Consider the following 20,187-nt stretch of genomic DNA (forward strand, 5'->3'; position numbering starts at 1 on the left):
GAAGAGATCTCTCTTAGGGGGTTTTTGTTATGGATCAATTAGTTTTTGAGAAACTAGAGGGGGATGAAGTAATGATGCCATCAGAATTAAAATGGGCCCGACAAGATAAAACGTGTCCCGAACATGTGCTGACGATGGAGGATTGGGGAAAAGACGAAATTCATGGATTGCTTAATAAAGCACAAGAATTTGCCAATCAACCTTCAAAACTTCCTAATCAACGTTTGTATGCTGCCAATTTGTTTTTTGAACCGAGCACCCGGACAAAAATAAGTTTTGAAGCGGCAGAACGAAATTTAGGGCTAGACCTTCTTCATTTTGAGGCAGATACCTCCAGCGTTAAAAAAGGGGAGACTCTTTATGATACCGTGAAAACGTTGGAAAGTATCGGGGCTGATGTTGTTGTCATTCGGCACGCCAAAGAAAGATATTTTGATGAATTGCGCCATCATATTAATATTCCCATTATTAATGGGGGGGATGGTTGCGGACATCATCCGACACAGTCCTTTCTTGATCTTTTAACAATCAAACAGGAATTTGGCATATTTCATGGAATCAATGTTGTTATCGCTGGGGACATCTTTCACAGCCGTGTTGCCCGCTCTAATTTAGAAGTGCTGGAACGTTTGGGAGCTAATGTTTACGTCAGTGGTCCGAAAGAATGGATGAGTAAAGAATTACTACATCGTTATGTTCCGATGGATAAGGCTGTGGAATTTGCAGATGTAATGATGATGCTGCGAATTCAGCATGAACGTCACGCTGTAAAAATGGTAGCTGGCCCTGACAAATATCACGAAATATACGGATTAAGTGAAGAAAAAGCTCAACGCATGAAACCCGATAGCATTATTATGCATCCAGCTCCTATTAACCGAAATGTAGAAATAGCTGATGCATTAGTTGAGTGCAGTCGTTCGAGAATTTTTAAACAAATGAAAAACGGTGTATTTGTCAGAATGGCAGTACTCAGTCATGTGCTTGAAAAACAACAAGGGGGATTATTGACATGAACGGTTGGATTATAAACGGATATGTTTTTACAGAAGGAAACAATGTTAGAAAGATGGATATTGAAATAAAAGGAGATTCTATTCACTCCCTAGGCAAAGCCCCTGAAAATGCAACAATCTTATACGATGTGAGAGGAAAGCTTGTCACTCCAGGTTTTGTAGATGTCCACGTCCATCTGCGTGAACCAGGAGGAGAACATAAAGAAACGATCGAAACAGGAACAGCTGCGGCGGCAAAAGGAGGTTTTACAACCATTTGTCCAATGCCTAATACCAATCCGGTACCTGATTGTCCTGAAGTCATGGAACAATTGCAGACACGGATTCAAAAATCAAGCTTGATTCATGTACTGCCTTATGCGTCTATAACTGAAGAACAGCTTGGTCAAGAATTGAGTAATTTTAAAGATTTAAAAAAAGCAGGAGCGTTTGCTTTTACCGATGATGGTGTAGGTGTACAAGACGCTTCTCTCATGCTGAAAGCGATGAAGCAGGCAGCGAAAATAGATATGCCGATTGTTGCCCATTGTGAAGAAAATACGTTAATACAAGGAGGGAGTGTCCATGAAGGAGAGTTTTCCGAAAAACATAACATGAATGGTATCCCCTCTGTTTGTGAATCCGTACAGATTGCGCGTGACGTATTACTCGCAGAAGCCGCAAATGCACACTATCACGTTTGTCACGTCAGTACTAAAGAATCGGTCCGGGTTATTCGAAATGCGAAAGAAGCGGGGATTCATGTGACCGCAGAAGTTACTCCACACCATCTACTATTAAATGAAAATGACATTCCCGATGTTGATCCGCAATTTAAAATGAATCCACCGCTCCGTGCTAAAGCCGATCAACAAGCATTGTTAGATGGATGGCTCGATGGAACAATCGATTGTATAGCTACCGATCATGCTCCACATGCTGAAGCAGAAAAAGCAAAAAGTATGGAAGACGCTCCTTTTGGTATTACCGGATTAGAGACAGCATTTCCCCTCTTATATAAACACCTTGTAGAAACTGGCGTTTGCTCTTTGGGATATTTGCTAGAGAGCATAACGAAAAAGCCTGCAAATGTGTTCGGGCTCGAAGCTGGTCAACTTAGTTATGGAAATAAGGCAGATATCACGATAGTTGACCTTGATATGGAAGAAAAAGTAGATGCAGCTTCACTCGTTTCTAAAGGTAAAAATACCCCTTTCGACGGTTGGAGCAGTAAAGGACAACCAGTTTTAACTATTGTAAATGGGAACGTGGTCTATGAAAAGGAAGGAGTACGTCTAGGATGAAAAGAAAATTGATGCTTGAAAATGGTACAGTTTTTACAGGAGATGCGTTGGGAAGTTTACGTGAAACAACAGGAGAAGTCGTCTTTAATACAAGTATGACTGGTTATCAAGAAATGTTATCAGATCCATCTTATTGTGATCAATTCATCACTTTAACCTACCCGTTAATAGGAAACTATGGTATTAACCGGGACGACTTTGAAACATTGAATCCGGCAGCTGGCGGATTAATAATAAAAGAATCAGCGTCTCATCCGAGTAACTTTAGAAGTGTTGAAACGCTGGATCACTGGTTAAAGGAGAAAGATATTCCTGCTTTAGCAGGAGTCGACACCCGCATGCTGACGAGAATTATTAGAGAATATGGAACTTTATACGGGCGCTTTTTCGGTGAAAAGGATGATGAATATGAAATTTTCGAAGAGCTGCGTGCCTTTCAACCTACGCGAAATAAGGTAAAAAAAGTTTCTACAACAAACGCTTATCACGCTCCTGGTTCAGGACGACGAGTGGTGCTATTAGATTTCGGTGCAAAGCATGGAATTGCTCGGAACCTAATTAAGCGCGGGTGCGATGTATTTGTCCTCCCTTATAACTCAACAGCAGATGATATTCGAAAGCTTGAACCAGATGGCGTAATGCTTAGCAATGGACCTGGAGATCCAGAAGACGTCCCAGAAGCAGTTGAAACGTTAAAAACGTTACTTGGCACAGTTCCTATATTTGGTATTTGTCTGGGACATCAATTACTTAGCCTTGCCGCTGGTGCAACATCCTCAAAATTGAAGTTTGGACACCGTGGCGCTAATCATCCTGTAAAAGATGTTCGCAGCGGTCGCGTCGATATAACTTCACAAAATCACGGTTATACGATTGACCGCGAATCACTAATGGGAACTGATTTACAATTAACTCACGTAAATGTAAATGATGGAACGGTTGAAGGAATTCAACATCAAGAGTATCCGGCTTTTAGTGTACAGTATCATCCAGAAGCAAGCCCCGGTCCAGATGATTCCAACGATTTGTTTGATGAATTCACCGCCATGATTGATAAACACCGGACTAAAAATACGACTCGCGTCTAAAGGAGAGAGAGATATGCCTAAACGTACCGATATTAAAAAAATTTTAGTTATTGGTTCTGGGCCGATTATTATCGGTCAAGCCGCTGAATTTGATTATGCTGGAACACAAGCGTGCCAAGCATTAAAAGAAGAAGGATATGAAGTAATTCTAGTGAATTCTAATCCGGCAACCATCATGACTGACACAGCGATGGCCGATAAAGTGTATATGGAGCCAATTACGCTTGAATTTGTCAGCCGTATTATTCGTAAGGAGAGACCAGATGCACTTCTACCGACATTAGGGGGACAGACAGGTTTAAATATGGCCATGGAATTATATAAAGAAGGAGTTCTTGATCGATACGATATATCTCTGTTAGGAACGGAACTTGAAGCGATTGAAAAGGCAGAAGATCGGGATGTGTTCCGAACACTGATGAGGGAATTGAATGAACCCGTTGCGGAAAGTGATATTGTGCACACGTTAGAGGAAGCGAAAATGTTTGTAGAAAAAATTGGTTATCCTATTATTGTTCGCCCTGCTTATACTTTGGGCGGTACAGGCGGCGGTTTGGTACACAATGAGGAAGAGTTGACGGAAATTGTTGGGTCCGGTTTAAAATACAGTCCAGTGACGCAATGTTTAATTGAAAAAAGCATTGCAGGTTTTAAAGAAGTGGAATATGAAGTGATGCGAGATGCAACCGGAGAAAGTATTGTTGTTTGTAATATGGAAAATATCGATGCAGTAGGAATTCATACAGGGGATTCTATTGTTACTGCTCCCAGTCAGACACTATCAGACCGAGAATATCAAATGCTTCGTAATTCTTCATTGAAGATTATCCGAGCTTTAGAAATTGAGGGCGGCTGTAATGTCCAGTTTGCCATGTCTCCTCATAGTTTTGACTACTATATTATTGAAGTAAACCCAAGAGTAAGTCGTTCTTCGGCTCTAGCATCTAAAGCGACTGGTTATCCTATTGCAAAACTAGCTGCCAAAATTGCTTCCGGATATCGCCTTGATGAGCTAAAAAATCCAATTACAGGTACGACGTACGCAAGCTTCGAACCAGCACTTGATTACGTCGTAACAAAAATCCCGCGCTGGCCGTTTGATAAATTTGAAGCTGCGAATCGTAAGCTTACGACACAAATGAAAGCAACTGGAGAAGTAATGGCGATTGGGCGCAGTTTTGAAGAGTCGATAATGAAAGGAGTTCGTTCACTAGAGACAAATAAAACCCATTTATGTGATGCTGCTTTCTATGAATATAGTGATGAACAAGTGACCGAAAAGCTGCAAAAAGCAGAAGATGAACGATTGTTTGTTATTGGAGAAGCATTTCGGCGGGGATGGTCTGTGGAATACGTGCACGAATGTACGAGCATTGATCCATTCTTCCTGCAAAAATTCGCAGGAATTGTTCATATGGGAGAAGAGCTATCTCATCATCCAGGTAATTCCGAAATGCTCATGTATGCTAAACAAGTTGGCATACCAGATGGTGTAGTGGCTGCAAGCTGGAATTGGAAAGAAACAGATGTATATGAGTTCCGCAGGCGCAAACAGATTATGCCGGTCTATAAGATGGTAGATACATGCGCTGCTGAGTTTGAGTCGGAAACCCCATATTATTATTCCACCTATGAACAAGAAAATGAAAGTGGACAGAGCAAAAAGCCGTCTGTCCTCGTGTTAGGATCAGGGCCAATCCGTATTGGCCAGGGAGTGGAATTTGATTATGCAACGGTGCATACCGTGTGGGCCCTTCAAAATGAAGGATATGAAGCAATTATTATGAATAACAATCCGGAAACGGTATCGACAGATTTCAGCGTGTCTGACAAATTGTACTTTGAACCTTTAACACTAGAAGATGTAATGCATGTTGTCGATCAAGAACAGCCAGAAGGAGTAATAGTTCAATTTGGTGGTCAAACCGCTGTGAATTTGGCAGATGGATTATATGAACGAGGGGTAACAATACTTGGCACAGCACTCGAGGATATGGACCGGGCGGAAGATCGTGATAAATTTGAATATACGTTACAGCAACTTGGCATTCCGCAGCCATTAGGTAAAACCGCAGTTTCAACCAATGAGGCAGAGAAAATAGCCTCTGATATTGGTTATCCAGTTCTTGTCCGCCCTTCTTATGTCCTAGGCGGCCGCGCTATGGAAATTGTAGATAATGAAACGGAGTTACGTTCTTATATGGATCGGGCAGTGAAGGTGAATGAAAAACACCCTGTCTTGATTGACCGTTATATGGTTGGCAAAGAAGTAGAAGTAGATGCGATAGCGGACGGAAACACTGTATTTGTTCCGGGAATCATGGAACACATTGAACGTGCAGGTGTTCACTCTGGTGATTCTATCGCCGTTTATCCAACACAGACATTGTCTGATGAAATCAAGCAAAAGCTTGTGGACCGGACCGTTGCTATTGGTAAAGGTTTAAACATTAAAGGGCTGTTAAATATCCAATTCGTTATACATGACAATGAAGTGTTTGTGTTAGAAGTGAACCCTAGGGCAAGCCGTACCGTACCATTTTTAAGTAAAATCACAGGTGTTCCGATTGCTTCGGTTGCGACTCGTATCATGACTGGAAGAGATTTGATCAGTCAAGGTTATGAAGATGGGATGCTACCGGAAAAACAAGAAGTATCCGTTAAAGTACCGGTATTTTCCTTTGCAAAATTGCGCAGAGTTGATATTTCGCTAGGGCCGGAAATGAAATCGACCGGAGAAGTAATGGGTCGTGATGTTTCATTGGAAAAAGCATTATACAAAGGCTTGATTGCTTCTGGAATGAATATTCCTGAGCATGGTTCTGTCTTGTTTACGATTGCAGATAAAAATAAACAGGAAGCACTTGCATTGGCGCAACGGTTTCATAAAATCGGTTATACATTGCTTGCGACGAAAGGGACGGCAGATTTTCTCCGAGAGCATGATATTCCTGTTACTGTTGTCAATAAGATTACGGACGAATCTCCTAATCTATTGGATGTTATCCGTGAAGGAAAAGCACAATTTGTCATTAACACACTCACCCAAGGCAAACAGCCGGCACGCGACGGATTTCGTATTCGCCGGGAAGCAGTCGAAAATGAAGTGGTTTGCATGACTTCGATTGATACAGCAGATGCGCTGCTTAAAGTACTCGAGATGATTACATTTTCCGCTGAAGCAATGCCTGAAATGCAAGAACGACAGTCGATGACAAGTGAGGTGACTGTATGAAAAAAGAAGACATGATAGTCCGGGATAATCGCGAGATTGCACAAGACATATACGAAATGGTACTTGAAGGTAATCTTGTGGGGGAAGTAGAGCGCCCCGGTGAATTCTTGCATATAAATACCTCACGTCACTCTGTTCCGTTGCTTCGTCGTCCAATCAGTATCTGTAATACGGATAAACAAAAGAGACAGTTGACCATTTTATATCGTGCGGAAGGACAAGGCACGAGATTGTTGTCAACATATAGCACGAACGATACAGTAGATGTGCTAGGACCGCTTGGGAATGGTTTTCCAGTTGGGGACGTTTCATCCGGAGAAACGGTCCTTCTCGTTGGCGGGGGAATTGGGGTTCCCCCCCTTTATGATTTGGCAACGGTTTTAAGAGAACAGGGAGCTACTGTTATTACTGTCCTCGGTTTTTCTAATAAAAATGTTGTATTCTATGAAAATCATTTTCAAAAGCTTGGAGATGTGTATGTTTCAACTATTGATGGCAGTTTCGGATATTCCGGGTTTGTCACAGATGTAATAGATCAGAAAAAATTATCATTCGATCGATTGTTTGCATGCGGTCCGGTGCCAATGTTGAGAGCGTTGGAAGACAAATACCCAAACGTGAAGGGAAGTTTGTCATTGGAAGAACGCATGGGGTGTGGCATTGGGGTATGCCTTGCTTGCGTTTGTCACACACAAAATGATCCCGATGGTAGTGATTACAGAAAAGTTTGCAGTGATGGTCCTGTATTTCCTTGGGGAGAGGTGGTCTTATGAGCCGTGTGAACATTGATTTGCCTGGACTTTCGATGAAAAATCCAATAATGCCAGCATCGGGGTGTTTTGGGTTTGGTGAGGAAATCGGAAAATTGTATGATTTAAATGAACTAGGAGCTATTGCATTAAAAGCAACAACACCTCAACCAAGATACGGAAACGAAACACCGCGTGTCGCAGAAACTGCCTCTGGAATGTTGAATGCTATCGGCTTGCAGAATCCAGGGTTGGAAAAGGTAATTACGGAACAATTATCCCGCTTTGATACCATTGAAACGCCGTTACTGGCCAATATTGCCGGGACAACGATGGAAGACTATGAGGAAGTAGCGGAGGCACTCTCTAAAACTGGAAAAATAGGAGCTCTTGAACTCAATATATCCTGCCCTAATGTGAAAGAGGGAGGAATTGCTTTCGGTACAGATCCACAGTTAGCTGCTGAGCTGACAAAACGGGTGAAAGCTGTTTCAAATATTCCTGTTTATGTTAAATTATCGCCAAATGTGACGGATATTACAGTAATAGCAAAAGCAGTCGAACGAGCGGGTGCGGATGGATTATCTCTCATCAATACATTGTCTGGTATGAAAATGGATAGAAACACTGGGAAACCATTGCTTGCAAATAGTGTTGGAGGTTTATCGGGTCCTGCTATTAAACCAATTGCGATTCGCATGATTCATGAGGTACGACATCAAACAGAGCTTCCAATTATCGGTATGGGAGGCGTGTCAACACTGGATGATATTTTGGATTTTATTATAGCTGGCGCAGATGCAGTAGCAGTTGGGACAGCTAACTTCATCAATCCATTTGTTTGTTTAGAACTAAGTCAAGCGCTTGAACAATCGCTTGAACGTCAGCAGATCAATCATTTGTATGATATTCGACCGAAAGAGGTGCACTTACGTTGAATCATCCTCTTATTATTGCAATGGATTTTCAAGACAAAAAAACCGCGGATGACTTTCTGCGTCCATTTTCCGGAGAAGAACTTTTTTTAAAAGTCGGTATGGAACTGTTTTTCCGAGAAGGACCGGCAGTTGTGGAAGCTTGGAAAGCAATGGGACATCGTATTTTTTTAGATATTAAGCTTCATGATATTCCAAATACAGTAAAAAATGCAGCTCGTCAACTTGCTTCCTTGGATGTTGATTTAATTACCGTACACGCTTCTGGCGGTATTAAAATGATGGAATCGGCCCGAGAAGGGATAGAAGCAGGTACGAAAACATCTGAAAATAACCCCGATTGTGTGGCGGTTACGCAACTAACGAGCACAACCGAACAAGTAATGCAGTCAGAGCTTGGAATTACGTCATCGCTTGAAGATACCGTGATTCATTATGCAGCTAACGCAAAGACAGCTGGTTTGCAAGGTGTAGTTTGTTCGGCGATGGAAGCAAAAGCTATGAAAAAAACCGTTGGCCAGGACTTTGCTGCGGTCACTCCCGGTATCCGTTTACCAGACAACCCAAGCGACGACCAGGAGCGTATTGTAACACCGGCGAAAGCTCGGGCGATGGGAAGTGATGGAATTGTTGTTGGACGCAGTATCACTGCAGCTAAATATCCATATCAAGCGTATCAGGACATTCAAAACCAGTGGAGGGAATTAACATGAGAGAATGGTTGGCAAAAGAGTTATTAAATATAGAAGCTGTTAGCTTAAGTCCAAATCATCCTTACACGTGGACATCAGGCTTGAAATCACCAATTTATTGTGATAATAGACTAACTCTTTCGTTTCCGAGTTTAAGAAAAAGTATTGCTGAAGGACTCACTGAAATAGTAAGAGAAAAGTTTGCAGAGGCAGATGTAATCGCGGGTACAGCAACAGCAGGTATTCCGCATGCTGCGTTAGTCGCAGATTTGTTGGAACTGCCGATGATTTACGTTCGTAGTTCGTCCAAATCGCATGGAAAAGAAAACAAAATTGAAGGTCGACTGCAAAAAGGTCAGAACGTTGTTATCATAGAAGATTTGATTTCGACAGGAGGAAGTGTCGTACAAGTGAAAGATGCTGTTACTGAAAGTGGAGCAACAGTACTTGGTGCTGCTGCGATTTTTACGTATGGACTCAAAAAAGGACAAGAAGTTTTATCTGAGGCTGACCTTGATTGTCACACGCTAACCGATTTCGGAACGTTAATCGAAACAGCCCTTAGTGATGATTACTTAACTAATCAAGAAGCTGAACGTCTACGCTTATGGAAGAAGAATCCTGAAAATGAAAACTGGTTGAAGAAGGCATCCTATTCTAAAAAGGAATAACAATATAAAAAGTGGCTTGTCTCTTGGTGTTTTGAAAGACAAGCCACTTTTTTATAGCTATTTTGAGGCACGTAAATTCGTAACTAAATCTTGATCTGGTGTAACGAACACAGTTGATTGATTATCATACGTTACAAATCCAGGCTTGGCCCCGTTAGGTTTGTGGACATGTTTAATTTTTGTATAGTCGACCGGTACGGAACTTGACTCTTTTGCTTTCGAATAGAAAGCAGCAATGTTGGCGGCTTCTAATAGCGTTTCATCGGTGATATCTTGCCCTTGTATAACAACGTGTGATCCTGGAATGTCTTTTGTGTGCAGCCACATGTCATTACGGTTAGCTACCCGGCTGGTCAAGTATTCGTTCTGTTTATTGTTTTTTCCAACAAACATTTCCGTTCCATCACTGGATATATATTTTTCAAGAACGGGTTTGACAGGTTTTTTCTTTTTCTTTCCTTTTTGTGGACGTTTTTTTATATAGCCTTGTTCAGAAAGTTCTTCTCTGATTTCTTCTATATCTGAAGGTGCAGCTGATTCAAGCTGTTGAATGAGTTGCTCCAGATATTTCATTTCTGCGTTGGCCTCTTCTATTTGTTGTTTGCTCATTTCGAGTGATTTTTTGGCCTTATTGTATTGTCGAAAGTACACTTGTGCATTTTCGGAAGGTGATTTTTCAGCGTCTAGCTCAATCGTAATGGTTCCAGCGTTTTCATCATAATAGTCTATGACTTCTAATTCTGTTTCACCGCCTTTGACGAGGTGAAGATTTGCAGTAAGAAGCTCGCCTAATTTTTGTGCTTGTAATGATTTTTCTGCACGTTGTTCTGTTTGTTCAAGTTTTTTAATCTTTTTCTTATTTTTCTGCCATTCATTACGAAGTAGACGTTCTAAGTCATGAGCTCTTTGTTTTACACGGTCTCGTTCTGCTTTGCCGGAATGGAAACGATCTAGCATTCGACTAACAGATTCGAATTCCTTTTCTTTCCCGTCTATATGGCCTAACTCGAGGACCGAATAATATTCTTTTGAATTAGTAAATATAATGACCGGCGCATAGCGTTCTTCTATAACGTCTTCCATAATTTTTAAAAATGTACTTGCAATTTTTTGTTCTGTTGCACCAAGACCGGTCCGATGTATGACCTCTGAAGCGGTTTGTGGGGAAATCCCGTTAAACGATTGAACGAGTTGACGGTCAAGTTTTCCTTGATTCATATCTAATTTCCTCACGATGGTTTCTTCATCTGCTTCCAGTGGGTTCAGTTTGTCTTGACTCGGTGGTCCTACATATTCACGTCCAGGTAAAATCGTACGATGTCGGTTTACGGAAGGAGGAAGATGCTTCATGCTGTCCAAAATGAGGTTCGTGTCCTCTTCAATAAGCATAATATTACTGTGTTTCCCCATAATTTCCACGACTAAATGTTTTGTCGATGTATCTCCTAGTTCATTTTTACCTTCAATCACGAATGTAACGACTCGCTCCATTCCATCTTGTCTTATTTCCCTAATGAAGCCACCCTCAATATGTTTGCGCAATAACATGCAAAACATCGGCGGCTCTTTTGGATTTTCTACTTTAATATCAGTGAAATGCATGCGTGAAAAGCTTGGATTCGCTGACAACAAAAGCTGGTGATTTTTTTGATTTGCACGAATCGTTAAAAGAAGGTCTGTTTTATATGGTTGTTTTATTTTCGTAATCCGTCCGCTCAAGATTGTATTTTTACATTCATCAATAACGGCTTTTGTCATAATTCCATCAAAAGACATACTTACATTCCATCCTTTCCTCTATTTCATAAGTATAGCATGAATTGAGGCTTGTCTGAATAGGATGTGATGACACGTTTTAACTGAAGGGGCGAGTGCAATGAACTGGCATCAACAATCCCAGGAGGAACTGGAGAAAATATTAAATGTGACAGCATCAACAGGGTTGACTGAGTCACAGGCGAAAAAACGGATAAAACAACACGGTCTTAATCAACTTGAGGAGAAAAAGAAAATTCCATCATGGCTGCTATTTTTACGGCAATTTCAAGATATGATGATACTCTTGTTAATCGGGGCAACACTTGTGTCCGCAGCCTTAGGGGAGTATATTGATGCTCTTACCATCGTTTTTATTGTACTGTTAAACGGTATACTCGGTTTTATTCAGGAAAATAAAGCTGAAAAATCATTAGACGCTTTAAAAGAATTAGCTTCACCGACAATGAAGGTGAAAAGAGATGGTCATTGGATTACAATCCCTTCTGTTGAAGGTGTACCTGGAGATATCGTCAAGCTTCATGGTGGGGATAAAGTTAGTGCTGACATCCGTTTGTTGTCAGTAAATAGTTTAAGTGCAGAAGAGTCTGCTTTAACTGGAGAATCGTATCCTGTACAAAAATCGAATGACCGTTTGAAAGATACAAACGTTTCTATCGGTGAACGTGTGAATATGGCATTTGCTGGGACATTAGTAACAAAAGGAGATGCTGTCGGTGTCATTGTCGCCACAGGGATGAAGACAGAAATGGGGAAAATCGCGCATCTTTTAAGCGATTCGGTTAAATCAGAAACGCCACTTCAAAAACGGCTCGCTCATTTGGGAACGATATTAATTACCGGCGCTCTAATTTTAACGGCACTGGTGGTTATTATAGGCTTAATGCAAGGACAGCCGTTTTATAAAATGATTCTTTCTGGCGTATCGCTTGCTGTTGCAGCGATTCCTGAAGGTCTCCCTGCAATCGTAACAGTCGTTCTAGCACTTGGTGTACAGCGAATGATTAAACGGCAAGCTATCGTTCGTCATCTTCCCGCGGTGGAAACACTAGGATGTGCATCTGTTATTTGCTCAGATAAAACCGGAACTCTTACCCAAAATAAAATGAAAGTGACAGCGTTATGGAATCCATCGGGTATCACATTCCGCTCTTCAAAAAAGGGATTTTCTAAATTTTCTTATGAGAATTTGCTTTCATTTTCGGTTTTATGTAATCAAGCTGCAATGGATGCAACAGAAGCGAATGAAAAAATTCAGGGAGATTCGACCGAGTTGGCCCTTATTGAGGCTGCACAATCTGCTGGTATTTCTCTCAACCAGTTGTTTTCTTCGTACCGGGTGGAAAAAGTGTTTCCGTTTGATTCGGAACGAAAACGAATGACTGTCATCGTCAGGGACAAGACGGGAACAGCATTTGTAGTAACTAAAGGGGCACCGGATGTTTTACTTGATCTAACGACCACGATTATGGAGAGAGGTAAGGCTGAAAAATTATCTGCTTTTAAGAAAGAAAATATTTATCGTGCGATTGAGGATATGGCAAGTAGAGCTTTGCGTACCATTGCCGTTGCTTATAGACCACTGGATAAAGGAGAAACGATAAAAGATGTGACAAAAGCGGAAAAGAATTTGTCTTTTATAGGAATGGAAGGAATGATAGATCCACCGCGGCCTGAAGTAAAAGAGGCGATTCAAGAATGTCGCAGTGCCGGAATTAAAACGATAATGATTACAGGTGACCATAAATTAACTGCAGCTGCGATTGCAAAGGATATTGGATTGCTTCCTGAATACGGGAAGGTGTTGACCGGGCGAGAATGGGAACAAGCATCTCTTCAAGATAAGCGTCGTCTGCTCCAACGAGTTTATGTGTTTGCTAGAGTTAGTCCGGAAGATAAGCTGAATATAGTAAAGGAACTAAGAAACGCAGGTCATGTCGTTGCCATGACTGGAGATGGAGTGAATGATGCGCCTGCCTTAAAAGCAGCAGATATTGGGATAGCAATGGGGAAAACGGGTACGGATGTCGCGAAGGAAGCAGCAGCTCTTATTTTACGAGATGACAATTTTTCGACCATTCGCTCTGCTATTAAAGAAGGTCGTAATATCTATGATAATATTCGCAAGTTCATTCGTTATATGCTCGCATCTAATGTGGGGGAAATACTTGTTATGTTATTTGCAGTGATGCTCGGAATGCCGCTCCCGCTCGTTCCTATTCAAATTTTATGGATTAATCTCATTACTGATGGACTACCTGCCATGGCGTTAGGACTTGATCAGCCCGAAGATGACGGGATGAAACGTCCACCACGTTCGGCATCAGAAAGTATCTTTGCAAATGGAATGGGATGGAAAATTATAAGCAGAGGTTTTCTCATTGGTCTTGTTACATTAATAGGATTTATGACTTCTTTGCACGAACAACCAAGTGATTTAATACGGGCGCAAACGATTGCCTTTTCCATACTTGTCATGGCCCAACTCATTCATGTATTTGATTGTCGAACGAGTCAAACCATTTTTGACAGGCCTCCGTTTGAGAATAAATATTTGACGGGATCTGTTTTGTCATCGATTTTGTTATTGGTTCTAGTTATTTACACACCAATATTTCAACCCATTTTTCATACAGTGGCGCTATCCGTTTCGGAATGGATTCTCGTTTTAACTCTTGCAGCGATACCGACGTTTGCGTTGGCTGGTCAGTCTCTTTTTAAAAAAGAAAAAAAGGAATAGAAAACTTCTCCTCTTTTCATTAGCTTGTGGCAAGTGGTAAAATTGGTTAGAATAGGAGAAGCGGAAGTGATAGAATGACGGTAAGCATGACAGGATACGGTAGTTATACAGTGGAGAGCGAAAAAGGACGCGCTCTTATTGAAATGAAATCTGTCAATCATCGGTTTTGTGATATTCAATTCCGAATGCCCAGACAGCTCTTTCACATGGAAGACACATTGCGAACGTTGATTCAAAGACATATAGAACGTGGCAAAATAGATGTTTTTATCACTTTAGAAGGTTCGGCTCAATCGTCAAAAGATGTTCAGATTGATTGGGCAGTGTTGCACCTGATGCTAGATAAGGCAGAGGAGATGGAACAGCTGAATGTATTTGATTCCACTTTGCGCCTGCAAGACTTTTTATTGCATCCAGACATCGTTGCAGTAGAAGAAAGAACAGAACTGGATAAAGAATGGGAACAAGAGATACAAAGAGCTGTGACCGAAGCTGCATCTAAGCTTTATGACATGAGAATTAGAGAAGGAAAAGCTTTACATGCAGACTTTCTAAAAAGAATTGAAATCATTCAACAAAGAACATATGATATTCAAGAACAAACAGCGGACGTTATTTCTGCCTATCGTAATCGTCTGCAGGAACGAATTCGCGATTTTGTTAAAGATAGTTCCTATGACGTGGACGAACAACGTTTGCTAACAGAAGTGGCTGTTTTTTCTGAAAAGGCAAACATAGATGAGGAGTTAACACGTCTCCTTTCTCATTGCCATCAATTTGTGAATACATTGAACGAACAAAGAGCAAAAGGGAGAAAGCTAGATTTTCTCGTTCAGGAGATGAACCGCGAAGCGAATACGATAGGATCTAAAGCAAATGATGCTACACTAAGCCATCTTGTTGTCGATATAAAAAGTGAACTTGAAAAAGTTAAAGAACAAGTCCAAAATATAGAGTAGTCAGCGAACGCATTTTCGTATATAGTTGTAGATAAGTGGTGAAAATAGAGCGTAGCTGTCGCTCCTGATGAAGTGAGGGATTCTAGTGAATATTAAACTAATAAATATAGGCTTCGGTAATATCGTTTCAGCCAATCGAATTATATCGATTGTCAGTCCAGAATCGGCACCAATTAAGCGGATTATTCAAGAAGCTCGCGACCGTAATATGTTAGTTGATGCGACGTATGGAAGAAGGACTCGGGCGGTTATTATTGTTGATAGTGATCATGTTATTTTGTCAGCTGTTCAACCAGAAACGGTAGCACAACGATTAACCACAAAAGATGATTCAAACGATGATTAATAATTTTGTATTATAGGCAGGAAAGGCGTTGGAAACAATGCAGGATGAAAAGGGAATTTTGATTGTCTTATCGGGCCCGGCTGGTGTAGGTAAAGGCACGGTATGTAATGCATTACGCGAAAAAAACACTGGAATTGAATACTCTGTTTCTGCAACAACAAGGGATCCTAGAACAGGAGAAAAGGATGGCGTCAATTATTTTTTCAAAACAAAAGCGGAATTTGAAAAAATGATTGAAAACGATCGACTCCTTGAATGGGCAAAATACGTAAATAATTATTATGGTACTCCAATTGATCCCGTCTTAGATACTGTGAATAACGGAAAAGATATTATTCTTGAGATTGAAGTTCAAGGGGCGAAAAAAGTAAAGGAAAGATATCCAGAGGGTATTTTTATTTTCTTAATGCCTCCAAGTCTTGCGGAATTGCGTGCACGTATTACTGAAAGAGGAACGGAGACGGAAGACCTTATTAATAAACGGATGACCGTAGCACAGGATGAATTAGAAATGATGGAGAATTACGATTACGTAGTAGAAAATGATCAAGTGGAATATGCGGTTGAGCGTATTCGTTCGATTGTCACGGCAGAACATTGTAAACGAGAACGTTTAGTAGAAAAATATAAACAAATTGTGGAGGTTGAATAATCATGTTATATCCATCTGTTGATACATTAATGAAAAATATTGATTCCAAATATACTTTATGTACGATTTCTGCGCTTAGAGCCCGGGAGCTAAAAGAGCTTCAGCAAGAGCCAGAATCTACCGTGGAAGATCACGATTCTTCTAAACTTGTCGGCATTGCCTTGAAGGAAATTGACCAAGGGACGTTAGGATATAAACAAGGGGAAAATACAGACAACGATACAGAGTAATGAAGATGAACAACAACCTATATCCATTATAGGTTGTTGTTTTTACACGTGCGGAAAACAACCCTAGTACAAATGGATAGTTATAAAGAAAAGAGGGAGGAACATGCTCCGAGAAAAAAATATTCTTTTGGGAGTGACTGGTGGTATAGCGGCTTATAAAGCGGCATCACTTGCCAGTAAATTAACGCAGACAGGCGCGAATGTAAAAGTCATGATGACCAATCATGCAAAAGAGTTCGTGACACCATTGACGTTTCAAGCGTTAACCCGCGACAGAGTGTATGATGACACATTTGCGGAAACAGAACCGGAAAAAGTGGCCCATATTGACATTGCAGATTGGGCCGATATGATTGTGATTGCCCCTGCTACCGCTAATATGATAGCCAAAGCCGCTAATGGACTAGCAGATGATATGGTGTCTACCACAATACTTGCTGCAACTTGTCCGGTTTATATCGCTCCAGCAATGAATGTGAATATGTACGAGCACCCTGCCGTAAAGGAAAATATGAATAAATTAAAACTAAGGGGCTGTCATTTTATTGAACCTGGTGCAGGTTATCTCGCATGCGGTTGGATTGGAAAAGGACGATTGGCAGAGCCTGAAGATATTACTGCTTTCTTGCAGTCAGAATATGAGAAAAAGTCTGCATATCTTGGTAAAAAAATTCTTGTTACAGCAGGGCCAACGTATGAATATAGTGATCCAGTCAGAGTATTTACTAATCCATCAACCGGTAAAATGGGCTTTGCCGTTGCAGCAGAGGCAGCTCTTCTTGGTGCAGAAGTGACTTTAATTGCCGGACCGGTTCAACTTGAGACCCCGCCTGGAGTAAATAGGATAGATGTGACGACAGCAGAACAGATGTATGAAGCGGTAATGGAGCGTTTTCCGGCTGTCGATATCGTTTGTAAAGCCGCAGCTGTTTCTGATTATAGACCTGTATCAACCGCCATGGATAAAACGAAAAAACGAGACGGTGACTTATCGATTGCAATGGAGCGGACGAAAGATATACTGGCTGCTTTAGGAGAAAAAAAAGAACATCAGCTATTGATTGGATTCGCAGCCGAATCCGAGAATGTGAAAGATTATGCTAATGATAAACTCCATCGAAAAAACCTTGATATGGTGGTAGCAAATAATATTTCTTCGAATAACTCTGGCTTTGGTACAAATACAAATGAAATAATATTGCTCCAAAAAGGAGAAGAACCCCGTTCATTACCTTTACTGACAAAAACAGCTGCTGCTAAAGAGCTGTGGGATTCTATGGAATTTATGGTTAAAAGGAACGATTCATAATGTATGCTAAAGTCATTGTAGATGTGGCAGCAGCTCAAACCAATAAAGCATTTGATTATCTCATTCCGGAAGAATTAGAAGGCTTAATTCAACCTGGTATGAGGGTGACAGTACCTTTTGGACCAAGAAAAATTCAAGGATTTGTTTGGCAAATAACAGAACATACAGAACTTGCCAGAGTCAAACCGATAACGGAAATGCTCGATCCTTATCCTGTTCTTACCGAAGAATTACTAAAACTTGGGGAATGGTTGGCATTAGAAACGGTTTGTTTTTTAATTACAGCTTATCAATCCATGATTCCGTCTGCCATACGTGCAAAACCAAAAAAACTATTACAATTAAAAATGGATGAAAAAGATTTGAATCCAGCCTTACAGACGATATTTGCCGGCAAACAGTCGGTGGATTGGGCTAAATTTTCTAATGACAAACAAACAATGGCACTTCTCAAAAAAGCAATTCAAGAAGAAACTATTGAAGTGGAATACTTTCTGAAAGATCAAACGAAAAAGAAAATGGTTCGTACAATCCGTACTTCCGACAGTGCTTATGCTATTGATCATCAACAGATAATAGGCAACCGGGCAAAAAAACAAGTGCAGTTCATGAATTGGTTCAAAAATAACTTTCCAAGCGAAGCGGTTGCGATACAAACTGTAACGGAACAGGCAGGCGTAACAACGAATATTATACGTTCTCTTGTTAATAAAGGACTCTTAATTGAAGAAGCGGTAGAAGAATATAGAGATCCTTATGAAAATCAAGAATTTGAACAGCCTAAGCGTCCGAATTTAACTACTCAACAACGCGAAGTACTTGATCCAATTGATGCAGCGGTAACAGATAGTAATCATGAAGCCTTTTTGTTGCGGGGAGTTACAGGCAGTGGAAAAACAGAGGTGTATTTGCGGACCATTGAAACAGTTCTTGAAAAAGGGGAAGAGGCAATTGTGCTCGTCCCGGAAATTTCTTTAACACCTCAAATGGTAGAGCGCTTTAAAGAAAGATTCGGCTCACAAGTTGCGGTGCTGCATAGCGCACTTTCATCAGGAGAAAAGTATGACGAATGGAGAAAAGTTCATCGTAAAGAAGTGAAAGTAGCTGTCGGCGCCAGGTCTGCGATATTTGCACCATTTGAGAACCTTGGTGTTATTATAATAGATGAGGAACACGAAGGAAGTTATAAACAAGAAGATCACCCTCGTTATCATGCGAGACAGGTTGCCTTATGGAGAGGAAATTATCATAGTTGTCCGATTCTTTTAGGAAGTGCGACACCTTCTCTTGAATCTTACGCGAGAGCATCTCGGCACGTATTTACGCTTCTAGAGTTACCAGATCGAGTGAATAAAGTCGCGATGCCGGAAGTAGATGTTATTGATATGCGAGATGAATTAAAAAAAGGAAATCGTTCTGCTTTTTCTGAGCTTCTTCTCGAAAAAATGCAAGACAGAATAGAAAAAAATGAACAAATCGTTCTATTTTTAAACAGACGTGGTTATTCTACTTTTGTTATTTGTAGAAATTGTGGATATACTGCAGCTTGCCCTCATTGTGAGATAACTCTTACTTATCACCACACTGGTCGTAATCTAAAATGTCACTACTGTGGCTATCACGAGCCGATGATGAACACATGTCCTGAATGTGAGAGTGAGCATATCCGGTTTTTTGGGACAGGTACACAAAAAGTCCAAGAAGAAATCACCAATTTATTGCCTGAAGCCCGTGTCATTCGGATGGATGTTGATACAACATCACGCAAAGGGTCACATGCAAAATTGCTACAATCGTTTCGCAATGGTGAAGCGGATATATTATTGGGTACACAAATGATAGCAAAAGGACTTGATTTTCCTAAAATTACACTAGTTGGAGTACTTGCCGCTGATACAATGCTGCATTTGCCAGACTTTCGAGCACCCGAACGTACATTTCAGCTATTAACGCAAGTGAGCGGTAGGGCGGGAAGAGATAAGCTTTTGGGGGAAGTTGTGGTGCAGACATATACCCCGGACCATTACAGCATACAACATGCTAAGACACATGATTTTAAATCCTTTTCTTTAGAAGAAATGGGGCAAAGAAAACGCGGCGGTTATCCTCCTTATTACTATATTACCTTAGTGACTGTTGCTCATGAAGATATTACAAAAGTAATAAAAACTTCTGATAAGATCGCATCTTACTTAAAACAAACATTGTCACCTGAAACAAAAATCCTTGGACCTACTGTCTCTCCAATTGCCAGGATAAAAGATAGATATCGTTATCAATGCATGATAAAATATAAAAATGAACCTGAATTAATAAATAAATTAAATGAAATACACTTTCATTACCAAAAAGAGATGGCAAATAATCATTTGTCTATTTCGATTGATATGAACCCGCAAATGTTCATGTAATATTCAGCCCCGTTTTTTGTATTATTACACGGGGTTGTTTTTGTATTAAAGATATCCTATTAAGATCTTATAACACTTTTATTGAAGTTGCGAAA

General features: G+C 40.7%; 16 protein-coding genes. 15 read left to right on the forward strand and 1 reads right to left on the reverse strand.

From position 1 onward, the window contains the following. Window positions 1-74: 74 nt before the first annotated feature. The 8 genes from J2S78_RS07325 to pyrE are packed head-to-tail and all read left to right on the forward strand — an operon-like array spanning window position 75 to window position 9,669. On the forward strand, window positions 75-1,016 hold the full coding sequence (locus J2S78_RS07325) for an aspartate carbamoyltransferase catalytic subunit (RefSeq protein ID WP_306898747.1): 942 nt from the start codon (window positions 75-77) through the stop codon (window positions 1,014-1,016). After that, window positions 1,013-2,299 carry a dihydroorotase gene (gene pyrC / locus J2S78_RS07330; RefSeq protein ID WP_370871527.1) on the forward strand — a complete coding sequence of 429 codons (1,287 nt, stop codon included), beginning with the start codon at window positions 1,013-1,015 and terminating at the stop codon, window positions 2,297-2,299. The genes J2S78_RS07325 and pyrC overlap by 4 nt, the downstream gene beginning before the upstream one ends. After that, on the forward strand, window positions 2,296-3,387 hold the full coding sequence (locus J2S78_RS07335) for a carbamoyl phosphate synthase small subunit (protein WP_306897438.1): 1,092 nt from the start codon (window positions 2,296-2,298) through the stop codon (window positions 3,385-3,387). Before pyrC ends, J2S78_RS07335 begins: the two co-directional genes overlap by 4 nt. A gap of 13 nt (window positions 3,388-3,400) precedes the next feature. Beyond that, window positions 3,401-6,622 (forward strand): carbamoyl-phosphate synthase large subunit, encoded by a 3,222-nt coding sequence (carB, locus tag J2S78_RS07340; RefSeq protein ID WP_306897439.1) that lies wholly within the window; start codon window positions 3,401-3,403, stop codon window positions 6,620-6,622. After that, on the forward strand, window positions 6,619-7,395 hold the full coding sequence (locus tag J2S78_RS07345; protein WP_306897440.1) for a dihydroorotate dehydrogenase electron transfer subunit: 777 nt from the start codon (window positions 6,619-6,621) through the stop codon (window positions 7,393-7,395). The genes carB and J2S78_RS07345 overlap by 4 nt, the downstream gene beginning before the upstream one ends. Next, the gene (locus J2S78_RS07350) at window positions 7,392-8,309 is read left to right on the forward strand and encodes a dihydroorotate dehydrogenase (RefSeq protein WP_306897442.1); all 918 of its coding nucleotides are present in this window, start codon (window positions 7,392-7,394) and stop codon (window positions 8,307-8,309) included. The genes J2S78_RS07345 and J2S78_RS07350 overlap by 4 nt, the downstream gene beginning before the upstream one ends. Then, complete coding sequence (pyrF, locus tag J2S78_RS07355; RefSeq protein WP_306897443.1) at window positions 8,306-9,019, forward strand: orotidine-5'-phosphate decarboxylase; 714 nt, start codon at window positions 8,306-8,308, stop codon at window positions 9,017-9,019. Before J2S78_RS07350 ends, pyrF begins: the two co-directional genes overlap by 4 nt. Beyond that, on the forward strand, window positions 9,016-9,669 hold the full coding sequence (gene pyrE, locus J2S78_RS07360) for an orotate phosphoribosyltransferase (protein ID WP_306897445.1): 654 nt from the start codon (window positions 9,016-9,018) through the stop codon (window positions 9,667-9,669). The genes pyrF and pyrE overlap by 4 nt, the downstream gene beginning before the upstream one ends. Window positions 9,670-9,726: 57 nt before the next feature. On the opposite strand, the gene J2S78_RS07365 is transcribed toward pyrE, so the two are convergent. Then, the gene (locus J2S78_RS07365; protein WP_306897447.1) at window positions 9,727-11,445 is read right to left on the reverse strand and encodes an Rqc2 family fibronectin-binding protein; all 1,719 of its coding nucleotides are present in this window, start codon (window positions 11,443-11,445) and stop codon (window positions 9,727-9,729) included. Window positions 11,446-11,545: 100 nt separating this feature from the next. On the opposite strand from J2S78_RS07365, the gene J2S78_RS07370 reads away from it, so the two are divergent. From J2S78_RS07370 to priA, 7 genes are all read left to right on the forward strand, one after another. After that, the gene (locus J2S78_RS07370) at window positions 11,546-14,185 is read left to right on the forward strand and encodes a calcium-translocating P-type ATPase, PMCA-type (RefSeq protein WP_306897449.1); all 2,640 of its coding nucleotides are present in this window, start codon (window positions 11,546-11,548) and stop codon (window positions 14,183-14,185) included. A 74-nt stretch (window positions 14,186-14,259) separates the two neighbouring features. Further along, window positions 14,260-15,144, forward strand: a complete 885-nt coding sequence (locus tag J2S78_RS07375) for a YicC/YloC family endoribonuclease (RefSeq protein ID WP_306897451.1) — start codon at window positions 14,260-14,262, stop codon at window positions 15,142-15,144. Between the two features lie 85 nt (window positions 15,145-15,229). Beyond that, window positions 15,230-15,490 (forward strand): extracellular matrix/biofilm regulator RemA, encoded by a 261-nt coding sequence (gene remA / locus J2S78_RS07380; protein ID WP_125558747.1) that lies wholly within the window; start codon window positions 15,230-15,232, stop codon window positions 15,488-15,490. Window positions 15,491-15,527: 37 nt separating this feature from the next. Then, on the forward strand, window positions 15,528-16,142 hold the full coding sequence (gene gmk, locus J2S78_RS07385) for a guanylate kinase (RefSeq protein ID WP_306898749.1): 615 nt from the start codon (window positions 15,528-15,530) through the stop codon (window positions 16,140-16,142). 2 nt (window positions 16,143-16,144) lie between these two features. Further along, window positions 16,145-16,372, forward strand: a complete 228-nt coding sequence (gene rpoZ, locus J2S78_RS07390) for a DNA-directed RNA polymerase subunit omega (protein WP_125558748.1) — start codon at window positions 16,145-16,147, stop codon at window positions 16,370-16,372. Window positions 16,373-16,475: 103 nt separating this feature from the next. Then, complete coding sequence (coaBC, locus tag J2S78_RS07395; protein ID WP_306897454.1) at window positions 16,476-17,681, forward strand: bifunctional phosphopantothenoylcysteine decarboxylase/phosphopantothenate--cysteine ligase CoaBC; 1,206 nt, start codon at window positions 16,476-16,478, stop codon at window positions 17,679-17,681. Then, window positions 17,678-20,092, forward strand: coding sequence for a primosomal protein N' (priA, locus tag J2S78_RS07400; RefSeq protein ID WP_306898750.1), 2,415 nt, complete (start codon window positions 17,678-17,680; stop codon window positions 20,090-20,092). The genes coaBC and priA overlap by 4 nt, the downstream gene beginning before the upstream one ends. The last annotated feature ends 95 nt before the right edge of the window (window positions 20,093-20,187 follow it).

This window comes from Salibacterium salarium, from assembly GCF_030813635.1.
In the GTDB taxonomy this organism is placed as follows: Bacteria; Bacillota; Bacilli; order Bacillales; family Marinococcaceae; genus Salibacterium; species Salibacterium salarium.

Coding starts and splice junctions, on each gene's coding strand:
- J2S78_RS07325 (WP_306898747.1), top strand. CDS start 75: ATGCCATCAGAATTAAAATGGGCCCGACAAGATAAAACGTGTCCCGAA.
- pyrC (WP_370871527.1), top strand. CDS start 1,013: ATGAACGGTTGGATTATAAACGGATATGTTTTTACAGAAGGAAACAAT.
- J2S78_RS07335 (WP_306897438.1), top strand. CDS start 2,296: ATGAAAAGAAAATTGATGCTTGAAAATGGTACAGTTTTTACAGGAGAT.
- carB (WP_306897439.1), top strand. CDS start 3,401: ATGCCTAAACGTACCGATATTAAAAAAATTTTAGTTATTGGTTCTGGG.
- J2S78_RS07345 (WP_306897440.1), top strand. CDS start 6,619: ATGAAAAAAGAAGACATGATAGTCCGGGATAATCGCGAGATTGCACAA.
- J2S78_RS07350 (WP_306897442.1), top strand. CDS start 7,392: ATGAGCCGTGTGAACATTGATTTGCCTGGACTTTCGATGAAAAATCCA.
- pyrE (WP_306897445.1), top strand. CDS start 9,016: ATGAGAGAATGGTTGGCAAAAGAGTTATTAAATATAGAAGCTGTTAGC.
- J2S78_RS07365 (WP_306897447.1), bottom strand. CDS start 11,445: ATGTCTTTTGATGGAATTATGACAAAAGCCGTTATTGATGAATGTAAA.
- J2S78_RS07370 (WP_306897449.1), top strand. CDS start 11,546: ATGAACTGGCATCAACAATCCCAGGAGGAACTGGAGAAAATATTAAAT.
- J2S78_RS07375 (WP_306897451.1), top strand. CDS start 14,260: ATGACGGTAAGCATGACAGGATACGGTAGTTATACAGTGGAGAGCGAA.
- gmk (WP_306898749.1), top strand. CDS start 15,528: ATGCAGGATGAAAAGGGAATTTTGATTGTCTTATCGGGCCCGGCTGGT.
- rpoZ (WP_125558748.1), top strand. CDS start 16,145: ATGTTATATCCATCTGTTGATACATTAATGAAAAATATTGATTCCAAA.
- coaBC (WP_306897454.1), top strand. CDS start 16,476: ATGCTCCGAGAAAAAAATATTCTTTTGGGAGTGACTGGTGGTATAGCG.